Raw genomic sequence first — 14,649 nt, 5'->3', positions numbered from 1 at the left:
GTGCCAGGTCGCGGCGGTTCAGCGTTCGCGCGCGACCAACCGGGCCGACCCACCCGCCAGATCCACCTGATCCCGCGGCGGGGCGCCCTCCGACGGCGTCTCCCGGTGCATCAGGGTGCTCTGGCGCTGTTCGAACTCGTGCTGCTTGGACCCCTGGAACATCGCGGTGAGGTGCTCGAACCCGGTCGCCGCCACCGCGGGGCCGGTGCGTTTGCGTGTCCACGGCAGCACCCGCGTCCCGGTCAGCCGGTTGACCACCACCTCGAGCAGCGCGAGCAGGATCAGCAGGATCGCCAGCCCGGGGATCGTCATCGCGAAGACCGTACCCATGAGTCCACGGTACCGGCCCGGGGCGAGCCGCCGCTGAGCTGCGGTGATAGTACTCACGGGTAGACACGTCGGGACGATAAGTAGGTTGCGGTTTCGCGACGATCGACCTATTCTCGATCCCGTGCCGAATCCCGCCGACCGCTTTGCCGCGCTGCTTGTCGCTGACCGCGACCGCGCGGCCGCTGCTGCGCAGACCGCGCAGGCAGCCACACGGCAGATTCTTCTCGTAGTAACCCGCCGTAGCGGGGTCTGATTCGGACCGGCCCCCTCGCTGCGGGCTGATTTTCATTGTTCTGCTGGTCCCACTGCCAACGAAGACGATCTTCGGGAAGACCTCACCTGCAATGACACTGCTGACACTGGACCGTGCCCTGTTCGACGCCGCCCCCAAGGGTTTGCGCGCCGAGACCATCGACCTGACCCCCGCCCAGTTCCTCGACCGGTACGCCCGGATCGACGGACCGATCGCACTCCGCGAATTCACTTGTTCCGGAACGGATTTCACCGCGACCCTGGCGTTCGCCGACCACCTGCGTACCGTCATCGCGGCCGGTAGCCCGGTCGCCGCCATGACCTCGGCGCTCTACGACGAGGGCTACCCCCTCGAGATCCTGCAGTTCCATCAGCGCCGCACCGCCGAGGGCACCGCCACCTTCGTGCAGTGCGAGTTCAACGGCAGGCGCGGCTGGGCCGCGGCCATGGCCGGGGACGGCGCCGAATCGACCGTGCGCGCGATGATCGCCTGCGTCAACCTGCTCGCCGGCTGAATCCGAACGCCTGCGAAGGGCCCGTTCACCTCACCAAAGGTGAACGGGCCCTTGACGTTTCGTGGCGCCTATTCGGCGGGGGTGGCCTGCTCGGCGATCTGCTTGCGGACCTCGTCCATGTCCAGGCCCTTCACCTGGGTCACCAGGTCCTCGAGCGCGGCAGGCGGCAGCGCGCCCGGCTGGGCGAACACGAGCACGCCCTCGCGGAAGGCCATGATGGTGGGGATGGACCGGATGTTCGCCGCAGCGGCGAGTCCCTGCTCGGCCTCGGTGTCGACCTTGCCGAACACCACGTCGGTGTGCTGCACGGAGGCCTTCTCGAAAGTGGGTGCGAAGCTCTTGCACGGACCGCACCACTCCGCCCAGAAATCGACGAGGACCACGTCGTTTCCGGTGATGACTTCGTCGAAGTTCTGCTGGGTCAGCGTCTGGGTGGCCATGACGTCCCTTCCTTGTCGGTGTCCTCGGCTGTAACGCCGTGGCGTCCCTCTATCTTCCACCGATCACGATGCGCTCCTGCCGGGCCTCCCCGTCCCAGCGGCGAATGCCCACCACAACGGCGGGAAAATCGTGGTCGGCGGCCACGGCGGCGACCGCGTCGCCGAGCCGATCCGGTGGGATCCGGCGGGCCAGCGTCACGTGCGGTGTCCACGCGTCGGGCCGCATGGTCGCGGGGACGCCGGGGCAGGGTTCGACCAGGTGGTAGACCCGGCGGTGCAGGGCGAGCAGGTCCTCGGTGACGATGACCGGTCGCACCAGGATCGGCCTGCGCGCCCCGAAGACCAGCAGCCCGCCCAGCCGGATCGGCAGCGGCCGGAACTCGATCCCGGCCAGCGCGCGGTCGATCCGCGGCCAGATCTCGCGCGCCACCGCCACCGTCACATGCGGCCGGTGGGTGGCGCCACGGGGGCTGGCGATGCCCGCTTGTGCCAGCACCGCCCACTGTCTGCGGACCTCGTCCGCACCGTCGTCGTCCAGGAGCAACTCCACCGACTGCACCATGATCTGCAGAAAGTAGTCGCTGTGGCGTGTCCCCGTGGCCAGGTCGGCCGGGACAGGCGCGAGGATGGAGGCGTGAACGGTACGAAGAACCTGCGGCTCGGTGTGATCGACGGTGACGGAATCGGCCCCGAGGTGGTCGCCGCGACGCGGGCGGTCGTCGACGAGGCGATCGGCGCGGCGGGGCTCGGGCCGGTGGAGTGGGTGCCGCTGCTGATGGGCCACGAGGCCATCGCGGCCTGCGCCGACCCGCTGCCGGAGCAGACGCTGCGCGCGCTCGAGGACCTCGATGCCTGGATCCTCGGCCCGCACGACAACGCCTCCTACCCCGCGGACATGCGGGTCGCGCCGGGTGGCGTCATCCGCAAGCGGCTCGGTCTCTACGCCAATATCCGGCCCGCGGTGGCGTTCGCCGGGGTGCGGTCGACGGCCCCGGACATCGACCTGGTCATCGTGCGGGAGAACAGCGAAGGCTTCTACGCCGACCGCAACATGTTCGCCGGGTCGGGGGAGTTCCGGCCGACGCCCGATGTGGCGATGGCGGTGGCGGTGATCACCCGGCAGGCATGCGAGCGGATCGCGCATCAGGCGCTGCGGCTGGCGCAGGGGCGGCGCAAGCGGGTCACCGTGGTGCACAAGGCGAATGTGCTGCCGATGACGACCGGCCTGTTCCGTGACGTGTGCTACGAGGTGGCCGCGCAGTACCCGGACGTGAAGGTCGACGACGAGCACGTCGACGCGATGGCCGCGCACCTGGTCCGCGCGCCCGGCGAGTACGACGTGATCGTCACCGAGAACCTCTTCGGTGACATCCTGTCGGATCTGGCGGGCGAGCTGGCGGGCTCATTGGGTATGGCCGCATCGCTGAACTGTTCGGACACCAGGGCGATGGCGCAGGCCGTGCACGGCGCCGCGCCCGGTCTGGCCGGACGCAACCGCGCCAATCCGGCGGCCCTGCAGCTGTCGGCGGCGATGTTGTTGCGGTGGTTGGCCGTTCGCGACGACGACCGCGGTCTGCACGACGCGGCAGATCGAATCACCCGTGCCGTCGCGGCCACTCTGGCGGCCGGAATCGCGACCGCGGATCTGGGTGGTCTGGCTTCCACCAGCGAATTCACCGAGCAGGTCAGAGCGCGCGTGCACCGCAGGTGAAGGGACCCCTTTCACATTCGCTGATTAATCTTCGGTTACTGTCGCACCACGCTGTGTCCGGTTCGCATACATTGCCAAACAGGCGCTGACACGTGGCCGGCGTCGACGTGAAATGTGGAGGCTCCTTTGTCTGTTCGAACTGTTCTCGGCCGCGGCGCCGTGCGGCTGCTATGTACGGTCGCCGGTGGTGCGCTGGTGCTGAGTGGCTGCGCCAGCAACACCGAGGGTGACACCTCCACGGTGACCAAGGTGTCGGTGGAAAAGGTCGACGCGCTCGCCGCCGCCGTTCCCGACAAGGTCAAGCAGGCAGGCAAGATCGTCGTCGGCGTCAACGTGCCGTACCAGCCGAACGAGTACAAGGACGCCGGTGGCAAGATCGTCGGCTTCGACGTCGACCTGCTCGACGCGGTCGCGACCACCCTCGGATTGCGGGTCGACTACGTCGAATCCTCCTTCGAGAAGATCATTCCCGCGATTCAGGCAGGCACCTACGACGTGGGTATGTCCTCGATCACCGATTCGCGCGAACGCGAACAGCAGGTCGATTTCACGACCTATTTCTCCGCGGGTATCCAGTGGGCCCAGCAAACCGGTAAAGCGATCGATCCCGCCAATGCGTGTGGCAAGAAAGTCGCCGTACAGTCCACTACGGTCGAGCACACCGACGAGATTCCCGCCAAGAGCGCCAAGTGCGTCGCCGAGGGCAAGCCCGCCATCGATATGAAGGCCTTCGACGAGCAGAGCGCGGCCACCAACGCCCTGGTGCTCGGCCAGGTCGACGCGATGTCGGCCGATTCGCCGGTCACCGCGTACGCGATCAAGCAGAGCGAGGGCAAGATCGAGGCCGCGGGCCCGCTGTTCGATTCCGCCCCCTACGGCTGGGCCGTGCAGAAGGGTTCGCCGCTGGCGGTGGCCCTGCAGAAGGCGCTGCAGCACCTGATCGACAACGGCAAGTACGGCGAGATCACGACCAACTGGGGCGTCCAGGACGGTCAGATCAAGACCTCGGTGATCAACGGTGCTGTGAGCTGACGTGACCGAGCAGGACAAGACGGTGGAGGTGCCCGGTCCGGGCACCGAACCCGAACCGATCAAAGCGGTCCCGCTGCGCAGGCCGGGCCGCTGGATCGCGGCGGCAGTCATCCTGATCCTGGTGGGATTGTTCGCCTACGGCGCGGCCACGAACCCGGCCTACCGCTGGGACACCTACGGCAAGTACCTGTTCGACAGCCGGATCACCCAGGGCGCGATCGTCACCCTGGAACTCACCGTGCTCGCGATGGCGATCGCGGTGGGTCTGGGCACGGTCCTCGCGGTGATGCGGCTGTCCCCGAACCCGGTGCTGCGCACCACCGCGTGGGTGTACCTGTGGATCTTCCGCGGCACCCCGGTCTTCGTGCAGTTGGTGTTCTGGGGCCTGGTGCCCTCGCTCTACAAGCAGATCGACCTCGGCGTGCCGTTCGGTCCGCAGTTCTTCCACCTCGACGTGCAGAACCTGCAGGCGGCGTTCCTGTTCGCGGTGATCGGCCTCGGCCTCAACGAGGCCGCCTACATGGCCGAGATCGTGCGCGCCGGCATCAACTCCGTCGGTGAAGGTCAGCGCGAGGCGTCGGTGGCGCTGGGCATGTCGTGGACGCAGACCATGCGCCGCACCGTGCTGCCGCAGGCCATGCGGGTGATCATCCCGCCCACCGGCAACGAGCTGATCGGCATGCTCAAGACGACCTCGCTGGTCACCGCGATCCCGTTGAGCACCGACCTGTTCGGCCGCGCGCGTGACATCTACGGCGTGAACTTCCAGCCGATCCCGCTGCTGCTCGTCTGTGCCACCTGGTACCTGGCGATCACCAGCGTGCTCATGGTCGGGCAGTACTACTTGGAGCGCTATTACTCGCGCGGTGCCACCCGGCAGCTGACAGCCAAGCAGCTCGAGGAACTGGCCACGGCGCAGGCGGCGGTGAAGGCGAAATGACCGAACCACAAGGGGCAACACCGCCGATGGTGCTGGCCGACCGGGTGTGCAAGAACTTCGGCGCGCTGCAGGTGCTCAAGGGCATCTCGCTCGAGGTGCAGCGGGGCAAGGTGCTGACCCTGGTCGGGCCGTCCGGCTCGGGCAAGTCGACGTTCCTGCGCTGCATCAACCACCTCGAGCAGGTGAACGCGGGCCGGCTGTACGTCGACGGCGAGCTCGTCGGCTACCGGGAGAAGAACGGCAAGCTCTACGAGATGCATCCGCGCGATGCCGCGATCCAGCGTCGCGACATCGGCATGGTGTTCCAGCATTTCAACCTGTTCCCGCACCGCACCGCGCTGGAGAACGTGATCGAGGCGCCCACCCAGGTGCGTGGCATCCGCAAGTCCGAGGCGATCGCCAGGGCCGAGGAACTGCTGGAACGGGTCGGGCTCTCGGCCAAGCGCAACGCCTACCCGGCGCAGCTCTCGGGCGGTCAGCAGCAGCGCGTGGCCATCGCACGAGCGCTGGCGATGGACCCCAAGCTGATGCTGTTCGACGAGCCCACCTCGGCGCTGGACCCCGAGCTGGTCGGTGAGGTGCTCACCGTCATGCGGGAGCTCGCCGATTCGGGCATGACCATGGTCGTGGTGACCCACGAGATGGGCTTCGCCCGCGAGGTCGCCGACGAACTGGTGTTCATGGACGGCGGTGTGGTCGTGGAGTCGGGTCCGCCGCGGGAGCTGCTGGCGAACCCGCAGCACGAGCGCACGAAGACGTTCCTGTCCCGGCTGCTCTGAGCTGTCCCGCGACACCTCACCACATTGCCGAACCGGTGTGGTGCCGAATGAACGAGTGAACAACAAGCCGCATCGGTCGAGACACGCCCGCGCGCGCGACGGGGAAACGGCGGTCGGATTCACTATTGTCCGGGGTCATGGTGCGAATCATCTGGAGAGTGGGTTACATCGCTTCAGCGCTGGCCATACTGTCGCAGCCGACCGCGCATGCCGATACCGTCAATCTGCCACCGCACGAGAAGACTTTCGAGTCCGATATGGGCAGTTTCACCGTCGGCACACACGACGAAGTCATCTATCGAATCGCGCCGTTGAACAACGCCCCCACCAGCCGTGAAGCGTTGGTCTCCACGGTCGCGTACGGACGGCTCGACGGGCAGGCCGAGGGCGTGCTCAAGACCGGATACTCCGTCGGCTGTGCGGCCAGGATCGGTGTCGTGCTCCCCGGCATCGATCCCACCACGGAATTCGGGCTCGAGGGGCCGCAGCAGAACGCCGCGACGGAGCAGGTGCAGCGGCAGGCGACGGAGCAGTCGCAGTCGGACACCGTCGAGCAGTCGAGTACCGGCGAGTCGGTGCAGTCCCATACGGAGCAGTCCGCGCAAGCACAGGAGCGCGAATCGCGACAGTTTCAGGAGTTCAACGGCATCACCCCCGCCATCGCGGTGGACCCTGGTCTGTTCCTGGAATTGGAACTGGAACCCGGCGACATCACCAACGTCGATATCGGGGACGGCAAGCCGCTCATCCCGGGCAAGACCGTGCGGATCGTGACCCGCGACTTCCACATCAAAGTCGACAACTGCGTGGGCCCGGCCACCATCCGCCAATACACCTACGTGCAAACCAGAACACCCGAAGTCGACGACAGCGGAGCGGTGTTCGGCGAGCCCGCCACACTGTAGTGAGTCCCGCCGAGCGACCATCAGCCCGGCTGACGGCCGACACCATTGCCTGGACGGTCGCTGGACATCACTGGGGTTCGACGGGATTCTCCGTCAGGCGTTCCAGTGATACCTGCGCCTGGGCGATGCGGCGGATGGCGGCCAGTGCGGTGTCGCCGAGCACCGTCAGCACCACCACCGCGTCGACGATGTCGTCGCGCCCGCCCGCGGCCACCGCGGTCGCCACATCGTTCTCCGCGATCACCCGCGCGCCGTCGAAATAGCTGGGCAGGGCCGTGTCCGCCCAGCCCGCGTAGCCGAGCTGGGCCAGGCGCACCAGGACCGAGGTGAGCGTGTCGATCGCTTCCGGGCTGGGTGTCATGTCCCAGCCGCGCCGGTCCATCTCCGCGCGCACCGTCGCGTACGCGCGCTCCCACTCCGTCTCGGGGGCGGCGGGCGCGGGTGTCGCCATGCTGCCCTGCACCACGCCGAGCAGGCTGAACAGCGGCAGATCGGGGGAGTCGACGGCGGCGAGGACGTCACCGACGGTGGCGATGGGCAGCCCGCCGACCTCGGTCAGCGCGCGCACGAGCCGCAGCCTGCGCAGGTGCTCCTCGCCGTAGCTGGCCTGGTTGGGGCTGGTGCGTTCGCCCGCGGGGAGCAGCCCTTCGCGCAGGTAGTACTTGATCGTCGCCACCGCGATCCCGCTGCGTTCGCTCAACTCCGAGATGCGCACCGCAACCTCCGTTTTCGGTCGTCCCCCTTGCCGGCTACCAGCCTTGCGGATAGTCTAACTATCCATAACGGATAGTGGAACTATCTATAGCTGGGAGAATCGCATGCCTGTCCTGTCCGTCGACTCGTTGCCCCGCCGCCGCGCCCCGCTGCATCGGCCCCTGCTGTACTTCGCCGCCGCCAATGCCGTACTCGCCGTCGTCGCGGTGATCGGCATGCTGGTCGACGACCGCGTCGTCGCCGGCTCGGCCGCCTGGTTCAAACCGGCCAAGTTCGCGATCTCGTTCGTGCTCTACTCCATTGCGCTCGCCTGGCTGATGTCGTTGCGGCCCAAAGCCTCCCGCCTCATGGGGTGGATGGCGACGGTGATCGTCGTCGCGGGCGTGATCGAGCAGCTGATCATCGTCGGGCAGGTGGTGCGCGGCATGCGCAGCCACTTCAACATGACGACCGTGTTCGACGGCGTGCTGTGGGTCATCATGGGCAGCATCATCATCGTGCTGTTCCTCGCGACCATGGTGATCGCCGTCCAGCTCTCGGTGACCAGGATCGGTGACGCGGCGATCACCTGGTCGATCCGGCTCGGCCTGGCGATCACGCTGGTCGGGCTGGCGCTGGGCAATCTGATGCCGGGCCGCGAATCCGGGGTCGACGACATCGTCGGCGCGCACACCGTCGGCGCGCCCGACGGCACCCCCGGGATGCCGCTGACCGGCTGGAGCACCACCGCGGGTGATCTGCGGATCCCGCACTTCTTCGGCATGCACGCCCTGCAGGTGGTGCCGCTGTTCGCTGCGCTGCTGGTGCTCCTCGTGCCGCGGATCCCGATCCTGCGGGTGCTGCGCGTGCGGGTGGGCCTGGTCGTCACCGCGTCCGCCGGCTACGCCGCGGTCCTCGCCCTGGTCACCTGGCAGGCGTTGCGCGGGCAGCCGCTGATCCACCCCGATCAGACCACCCTGACCGCCGCCGCCGCGATTCTCACCGGTGTCGTCGCCGGCGCCCTGTTCTCGGTCGCGAGCGCGATCGGCACCCGAAAGGTAGTCACCGCATGAGCACGCTGTTCGACCTGTCCTTCTTCGTCACCGTCCCGTTCTGGGCGCTGATGATCCTGGCGCCCACCTGGCGGATGACCCGGACCATCATCGGCTCACCGTGGATCACGCTGGTGCCGCTGGTCGTCTGGGCGATCGTCGCGGTCCCGGTCCTCGGCGCGATGTGGTCCCTGGTGACCTCCCCGTCCCTGGCCGCGATCACCGACGCCGTCGCCGACCCCGCCGTCCTGACCGCGCTCTGGGCCCAGATCATCGCCTGGGACCTGTTCCTCGGCCGCTGGATCTACCTCGACAGCCGCGACCGCGCCATCCACCCGCTGCTGATGGCTCCGCTGCTGGTCGGCACGATCTTGTTGTCGCCCATCGCCTTCCCGATCTACCTGGTGGTGCGCGAGGTGGCTCGGCGATCCTCGGTGCCGAATTCCCCGGCGCCGCAGGGTAGCCCGATCGTGGCGTGACGACGGCGGGCCGGACCTGTGTGGTCCGGCCCCGTCGGCTGGGTGCGGCGCACTCGTGGCTCGGCTCGCCGGATGATCCGCTGTCAGTTCTCGTCGAATCCGGTGGCGCGGGCCACGGTTTCCCACTCCAGTACCTCGGTGCGCACCGAATCCAGGTGTCCGAGAATGGCATCGACCGCGTCGTCGCCCAATGGCAGCCGCAGGGGTGTCTTGTCGGCCGCCAGTGCGGTGCGGATCGCGGCGGCGGCCTTGGCCGGGTCGCCGGGCTGACGGCCGTCGCTGGTCGCGACCATGCGGCGGGTCGGGCCGACGGTGTCGGCGTAGGTGCCGGTCTCGGCGCTGAGCAGGGCGGCGCCGGGGCTCATCAGGCCGGTGCGGAAGCCGCCGGGTTCGACGATCAGCACCTTGATGCCGAACGGCTCGACCTCGTCGGCCAGCGCCTCCGACAGGCCCTCGAGCGCGAATTTCGTTGCACTGTAGGCGGAGAAGCCGGCGAAGGACAGCTGACCGCCAAAGCTGCTCATCATCACGATCGCACCGCCGCGCTGGGCGCGCATGTGCGGCAGCACCGCGCGGGTGAGGGCGGCGGGGCCGAAGACGTGCAGGTCGAACAGTCCGCGCAGTTCGGCGTCGGTGGTCTCCTCGACGGCGCCGACCTGGGTGCGCCCCGCATTGTTGACCAGGACGTCGATGCGCCCGTGCCGGGCCACCACATCGGCGACGACCTCATCGATACCCGCGATATCGGTGACATCGAGGGCGATCGTCTCGAGCTGATCCGGATGCGCGACGACCAGATCGTCCAGTGTCGCGGTGCGGCGGGCGATGGCGACGACGGTGTCGCCCGCCGCGATCGCCGCTTCCGTGATGGCGCGGCCGAAGCCGCTGCTCGCTCCGGTGACCAGCCAGATCTGCGGGTCGCTCATCAGGTTCTCCTCTGTCCGTTGATGTTTCGCCCTCGATACTTCCGCCGCGCCGAAGTGCCGTCCAATACCCCCTGTGATAACCAAGGGTTATGGATGTGCACGGGCGCGACCTGCGCTACTTCGTGGCGGTCGCCGATCAGCTGAACTTCACCGCCGCCGCCGACGCGCTGTACGTCTCGCAGCCCGCGCTCAGCAAACAGATCCGCAAGCTCGAAAGTCTGCTCGGCGCGGCACTGTTCGTGCGGGACACCCGCTCGGTCGCGCTGACACCGGTCGGCGCGGCGCTGCTGCCCGAGGCGCGCCGTGTCCTCGCCGCCTGGGAATCGGCGGCGTCCGCCGTCGAAACGGCGAAGGCCGCCCAGCAGGCGGGGCTGTCGATAGGCATCAGCACCAGTCCGGGCCGCGGCATCCTGCCCGCGGTGCGCTCCCGATTCGCCACCGCCTTCCCGCATGCGAAACCTGTTCTGCGCCTAATCAGCTGGGACGATCCGACGGCAGGCCTGGCCGACGGATCGACCGATGTCGCCTTCGTCTGGCTTCCCCTGGCCGACGGCGAGCGCTATCGGTGGCTGGTCGTCGCCACCGAAGCGCGGCTCGTCGCCCTCCCGGAAACCCACCCCCTCGCGGCACACGACAGCATCGCCTTCACCGACCTCCTCGACGAGCCCTTCCTGGCACTCCCGACTTCGGCCGGTGTCCTGCGCGACTACTGGCTCGCCCTCGACGAACGCGCCGGATATCCGCCGATCATCGGCGCCGAGGTGTCGAGCACCGAGGAGACCTACGAGGCGCTGATCAACGGCGACGGCGTGGTCCTGCTCGCCACCGGCAACGCCCCGCTGGTCGCCCACGACGGCGTGGTCACCAGGCCGGTCACCGGCATCGGCCCCTGCGAACTCGCCCTGGCCTGGCGGCGCGACGACAGCCGGCCGCTGGTGCGCGGATACGCGCAAGCGTGCGCCCTGGCGACCTCGCGCGGGCGCTGAGTACCCCGGCAGGGTGCTCGACCCCTGGTGTCTGGTCCATTCAGTGCGTAGCGCGGCGGCCGAGCGCGATCCGCAATTGGCCGAGCAGAACTTTCGCCGCCGGGCTGCCCGGACGATCGGTGCGCCACGCCAGGGCGAGACGGCCGTGAATTCTCGGCTCGACGATATCGAGGGCGCGCACGCCGAATATCGCCGCTTCGTCGGCGGTGAGCGCGGGCACGATGGCAGTGCCGAGGCCACGGGCGGCGAGACGGAGCAGCAGCGGGGGAGCGGCGGCCTCGAAAGCGATCTCCGGGGTGAAACCGGAAGCAGCGCAGGATCTTTCGAACACGCCCCGCAGGCCGGTGCCGTGCGGAAGACAGATGAGGCGCCGGTCGGTCAGCGCGGACAGGGTGATCGTGCCCGCCGACTCGGCGGGGTCGACCGGAGCGTCCTGGGCGACGGCGGCGACCACGGCGGTTTCCAGGATCACGTCGAGGCCGATGCCGGGGTTCGGTGGGGCGCCGGTCAATCCGATCAGCGCGATGTCGAGCTCGCCGCGCTCGAGGGCGGCGAGCATCCGCTCGGCGGTGTCCTCGGTGAGACTGATCCCGACCTGCGGATGGTCGTCGTGGAAGTCGGCCAGCACGCCGGCGACATCGAACTCCTCGGTCGCGGCGCCGGAAATCACCCCGAGCCGGACGTGCCCGCGCAGCAGTCCGGTGAATTCCTGCACGGTCTCGGCGATTCGGTCGGCCGCCGCCAGCGCGGCCCGCGCGTGCTCGAGCACGGCGGCGCCGACTTCGGTAGGGGTGACGATGCGGGCGCCGCGGTCGAGCAGGCGCTGACCGAGTTCGCGCTCCAGCTGCCTGATCTGCGCACTGAGCCCCGGCTGCGTCAGGTGCAGGCGCTCGGCCGCCCTCGTGAAGCCGCCCTCGTCGACGACCGTCACCAAGTACCGGAGCTGCCGTAATTCCATGCGGCAATACTATAACTATCAATTATCGTAGCAAGAAGAACTATCTGTTGTACTTCTCATCGAGACCGCGGCACAGTCGAAGACATGACCGAGAACGCAACGCAGACCATCGATTCCGCCCATTTCACCGGCCCGGTGTTCACCCCGGGCGATGCCGGGTACGCCGAGGAGATCGCCGGCTTCCAGACCGCCTACACCCACCGCCCCGCGCTGGTTGTCGGCGCCGTCCACGCCGAGGACGTCCGCGCTGCCGTGGAATACGCTGCCCGGCGCGGACTTCCGGTGGCGGTACAGGCGACGGGCCACGGGCTCTCGGTGGCCGCCGACCGTGGCGTCCTGATCACCACCGGCCGGATGGACGCCATCACGGTCGACCCGCAGGCGCGCACGGCCCGCATCGGCGCGGGTGTGCGGGCGGGTGCGCTGGTCGAGGCGGCGGCCCGGCACGGGCTGGCTCCGCTCAACGGTTCCTCGCCGTCGGTCGGCGTCGTCGGATATGTGCTCGGCGGTGGCCTCGGGTTGCTGGCTCGTGAATTCGGTTATGCCGCCGACCATGTGCGCTCCCTCGACCTGGTAACTGCCGACGGGCGCATGCGCACACTCACCCCGGCCGACGAACTGTTCGGCGCGGTGCTCGGCTCCGGCGGCAATTTCGGCGTGGTGACCGGCCTGGAACTCGGCCTCGTCCCCGTCGCCGAGGTCTACGGCGGGCAGCTGATCTTCGATACCCCGCTGGTCGACACCGCGCTGGACACGTGGCGGGAATGGACCGCGACGCTGCCCGACACGCTCACCTCCACCGTCGCCGTGGTCACCTTCCCCGACATCGAGCCCGTGCCGGAACCGCTGCGCGGCAGGCACGTCGCCTCGATCCGCATCGCCTTCCGCGGCGCGGCCGAGGAGGGGGAGCGGCTGGTCGCCCCGCTGCGGGCGATCGGTGAGCGCCTGCGCGGCGACCTGCGCACCATGCCCTACACCGCATCGCACACCATCCACAGCGACCCGGACTTCCCGCACGCGTACGCCGCGACCAACGCGCTGCTCGCGGAGCTCACCGCCGACGGGCTCGCGGCGCTGCGCGCCATGACCGCCCCCGGTGGACCGGTCGAGGCGGTCGTCGACATTCGTCACCTCGGCGGGGCGTTGCGCGGGGGCTCAGGAGTGGCGGTGGATCACCGGGAGGCCGAGTACGTCGTACGGGTGATCACCGCAGCGGGGGCGGGCGACGCCGCACCCGCCGGTCTGGCCGTGGTGCGAGAAGCCCTGGCGCCGTGGACTATCGGGCACAGCCTGAACTTTCTCTACGGCGCGGGCGCGGCGGCAGGCGCGGCGCAGACCGAAGCGGGTTACGCGCCCCGTACCTACGCCCGGCTGGTCGCGGCGAAGGCAAAGTACGACCCGCACAACATGTTCCGGTTCAACCGCAACATCGCCCCCGCCGTCTAGCGGCGAAGCGGCCGATTTGTCCGGCCTTGCGAACCGCGGTCGCCTTCTACTATCTTAGTGATATCACTCAGATATCGGGAGGATGTCATGGAGCTGCGGTCTGCATTCCGCATGAACGGATTCGTCGTCTTGCTGGGGTGGCTCGTGTTCACCCTGTTGTTCGGTGCCGCCGCGGTGCTGGCATTCATCTCCGCGACCCAGCACGACGGTGGTGTCGTGGCCTGGGCGGGCGCGGTCGTCGCGGTGATCGCCGTGCTGGTGGTCGCGCTGCTCGCCACCGGGCTGATCATCGTCAATCCGAACGAGGCCAAGGTGGTCACCTTCTTCGGCCGCTATATCGGCTCGGTCTCCGAGCCCGGCTTCTTCTCGGTGGTCCCGCTGACCGACCGCAAGTCGATCTCGTTGCGGGTGCGCAACTTCGAGACCCAGAAGTTGAAGGTCAACGACGCCGACGGTAACCCGGTCGAGATCGCGGCCGTCGTCGTCTACAAGGTGGTCGACAGCTTCAAGGCCGCCTTCGCGGTCGACGACTACGAGGAGTACGTCGAGACCCAGTCCGAGGCGGCGGTCCGGCATCTGGCCACCACCCACCCCTACGACGCGCACGACGACGCCCGCACCAGCCTGCGCGACGGCTCCGAGGTGGCCGAGGAACTCACCGTGGAACTGCGTGAACGCACCCTCACCGCAGGCATCGAGGTCATCGAGGCCAGGATCACCCACCTCGCCTACGCCCCCGAGATCGCCCAGGCGATGCTGGTCCGTCAGCAGGCCGCCCAGGTGGTCGCCGCCCGCACCCAGATCGTCGAAGGCGCCGTCGGCATGGTCGGCCTGGCCCTGGACCGCCTCACCGAAGCGGGCACCGTGCAACTGGACGAGGAACGCAAGGCCGCCATGGTCTCGAACCTGCTCGTCGTCCTCTGTGGCGACCGCGCCACCCAGCCGGTCGTGAACACCGGATCCCTCTACGCCTGACGGGTGCCATGACCGCGCCGAAGAAGGAACCCAAGAAGATCCTGCTGCGGCTCGACCCGGCCGTCCACGAGGCAATCGCCAAGTGGGCGGCCGACGACCTGCGCAGCGTCAACTCCCAAATCGAGTACGCCCTCCGCCTGGCGCTCACGCAGGCGGGACGAAATCCCCAGCGGAACTGAGCTTGTCAGATCGGCTCGAGGCCGGTGCGGGGTCGGCCAGCGAAGCTGGAC

At 68.6% G+C, this 14,649-nt stretch carries 18 protein-coding genes; 12 read left to right on the top strand and 6 right to left on the bottom strand.

Features of this window, described 5'->3' with window-relative positions; genetic code table 11:
* Positions 1–18: 18 nt before the first annotated feature.
* Positions 19–330: a DUF6191 domain-containing protein gene (locus tag ACFVAV_RS08300; RefSeq protein WP_379031999.1), complete on the bottom strand. Its 312-nt coding sequence runs from the start codon at positions 328–330 to the stop codon at positions 19–21.
* A 344-nt stretch (positions 331–674) separates the two neighbouring features.
* Here ACFVAV_RS08300 and ACFVAV_RS08295 point away from each other — a divergent pair, with 344 nt between their 5' ends.
* Complete coding sequence (locus tag ACFVAV_RS08295; protein WP_379031996.1) at positions 675–1,097, top strand: 2-keto-3-deoxygluconate kinase; 423 nt, start codon at positions 675–677, stop codon at positions 1,095–1,097.
* Between the two features lie 68 nt (positions 1,098–1,165).
* Here ACFVAV_RS08295 and trxA read toward each other — a convergent pair whose 3' ends face one another.
* On the bottom strand, positions 1,166–1,537 hold the full coding sequence (gene trxA / locus ACFVAV_RS08290; protein ID WP_379031993.1) for a thioredoxin: 372 nt from the start codon (positions 1,535–1,537) through the stop codon (positions 1,166–1,168).
* Positions 1,538–1,586: 49 nt separating this feature from the next.
* Positions 1,587–2,087, bottom strand: coding sequence for a 2'-5' RNA ligase family protein (locus ACFVAV_RS08285; protein WP_379031991.1), 501 nt, complete (start codon positions 2,085–2,087; stop codon positions 1,587–1,589).
* Positions 2,088–2,171: 84 nt separating this feature from the next.
* On the opposite strand from ACFVAV_RS08285, the gene ACFVAV_RS08280 reads away from it, so the two are divergent.
* From ACFVAV_RS08280 to ACFVAV_RS08260, 5 genes are all read left to right on the top strand, one after another.
* Complete coding sequence (locus ACFVAV_RS08280; protein ID WP_379031988.1) at positions 2,172–3,248, top strand: isocitrate/isopropylmalate dehydrogenase family protein; 1,077 nt, start codon at positions 2,172–2,174, stop codon at positions 3,246–3,248.
* Positions 3,249–3,374: 126 nt separating this feature from the next.
* Positions 3,375–4,280 carry an ABC transporter substrate-binding protein gene (locus tag ACFVAV_RS08275; RefSeq protein ID WP_379031986.1) on the top strand — a complete coding sequence of 302 codons (906 nt, stop codon included), beginning with the start codon at positions 3,375–3,377 and terminating at the stop codon, positions 4,278–4,280.
* A gap of 1 nt (position 4,281) precedes the next feature.
* A complete protein-coding gene (locus ACFVAV_RS08270; RefSeq protein ID WP_379031984.1) occupies positions 4,282–5,220 on the top strand; it encodes an ABC transporter permease subunit in 939 nt (312 codons plus the stop codon).
* Positions 5,221–5,246: 26 nt separating this feature from the next.
* Positions 5,247–5,999: an amino acid ABC transporter ATP-binding protein gene (locus ACFVAV_RS08265; protein ID WP_379033519.1), complete on the top strand. Its 753-nt coding sequence runs from the start codon at positions 5,247–5,249 to the stop codon at positions 5,997–5,999.
* 158 nt (positions 6,000–6,157) lie between these two features.
* Positions 6,158–6,904 (top strand): MspA family porin, encoded by a 747-nt coding sequence (locus ACFVAV_RS08260; protein WP_379031982.1) that lies wholly within the window; start codon positions 6,158–6,160, stop codon positions 6,902–6,904.
* 67 nt (positions 6,905–6,971) lie between these two features.
* Here ACFVAV_RS08260 and ACFVAV_RS08255 read toward each other — a convergent pair whose 3' ends face one another.
* Entirely contained in the window at positions 6,972–7,619 is a 648-nt protein-coding gene (locus tag ACFVAV_RS08255) for a MerR family transcriptional regulator (protein WP_379031979.1), read from the bottom strand.
* 103 nt (positions 7,620–7,722) lie between these two features.
* On the opposite strand from ACFVAV_RS08255, the gene ACFVAV_RS08250 reads away from it, so the two are divergent.
* Together ACFVAV_RS08250 and ACFVAV_RS08245 are read left to right on the top strand one after the other, a co-directional pair.
* A complete protein-coding gene (locus tag ACFVAV_RS08250) occupies positions 7,723–8,670 on the top strand; it encodes a hypothetical protein (RefSeq protein ID WP_379031976.1) in 948 nt (315 codons plus the stop codon).
* The gene (locus ACFVAV_RS08245) at positions 8,667–9,128 is read left to right on the top strand and encodes an ABA4-like family protein (protein WP_379031973.1); all 462 of its coding nucleotides are present in this window, start codon (positions 8,667–8,669) and stop codon (positions 9,126–9,128) included. The genes ACFVAV_RS08250 and ACFVAV_RS08245 overlap by 4 nt, the downstream gene beginning before the upstream one ends.
* A gap of 83 nt (positions 9,129–9,211) precedes the next feature.
* Here the strand turns inward: ACFVAV_RS08245 and ACFVAV_RS08240 are convergent, their stop codons facing one another.
* Positions 9,212–10,054 (bottom strand): oxidoreductase, encoded by an 843-nt coding sequence (locus ACFVAV_RS08240; protein WP_379031970.1) that lies wholly within the window; start codon positions 10,052–10,054, stop codon positions 9,212–9,214.
* 89 nt (positions 10,055–10,143) lie between these two features.
* Here ACFVAV_RS08240 and ACFVAV_RS08235 point away from each other — a divergent pair, with 89 nt between their 5' ends.
* Positions 10,144–11,040, top strand: a complete 897-nt coding sequence (locus ACFVAV_RS08235) for a LysR family transcriptional regulator (protein ID WP_379031967.1) — start codon at positions 10,144–10,146, stop codon at positions 11,038–11,040.
* A gap of 40 nt (positions 11,041–11,080) precedes the next feature.
* On the opposite strand, the gene ACFVAV_RS08230 is transcribed toward ACFVAV_RS08235, so the two are convergent.
* Positions 11,081–11,998: a LysR family transcriptional regulator gene (locus ACFVAV_RS08230; protein WP_379031964.1), complete on the bottom strand. Its 918-nt coding sequence runs from the start codon at positions 11,996–11,998 to the stop codon at positions 11,081–11,083.
* A gap of 84 nt (positions 11,999–12,082) precedes the next feature.
* On the opposite strand from ACFVAV_RS08230, the gene ACFVAV_RS08225 reads away from it, so the two are divergent.
* The 3 genes from ACFVAV_RS08225 (at position 12,083) to ACFVAV_RS08215 (ending at position 14,598) form a co-directional block, all read left to right on the top strand.
* A complete protein-coding gene (locus ACFVAV_RS08225) occupies positions 12,083–13,444 on the top strand; it encodes an FAD-binding oxidoreductase (RefSeq protein WP_379031961.1) in 1,362 nt (453 codons plus the stop codon).
* An 87-nt stretch (positions 13,445–13,531) separates the two neighbouring features.
* Positions 13,532–14,419 carry an SPFH domain-containing protein gene (locus ACFVAV_RS08220; protein WP_379031958.1) on the top strand — a complete coding sequence of 296 codons (888 nt, stop codon included), beginning with the start codon at positions 13,532–13,534 and terminating at the stop codon, positions 14,417–14,419.
* 8 nt (positions 14,420–14,427) lie between these two features.
* Positions 14,428–14,598: a toxin-antitoxin system HicB family antitoxin gene (locus tag ACFVAV_RS08215; protein ID WP_379031955.1), complete on the top strand. Its 171-nt coding sequence runs from the start codon at positions 14,428–14,430 to the stop codon at positions 14,596–14,598.
* The last annotated feature ends 51 nt before the right edge of the window (positions 14,599–14,649 follow it).

This window comes from Nocardia sp. NPDC057663 (genome assembly GCF_042799895.1).
Taxonomy (GTDB): Bacteria; Actinomycetota; Actinomycetes; order Mycobacteriales; family Mycobacteriaceae; genus Nocardia.
Note: the sequence above shows the minus strand (reverse complement) of the source record. Positions and strands in the feature narration are given on the sequence as shown.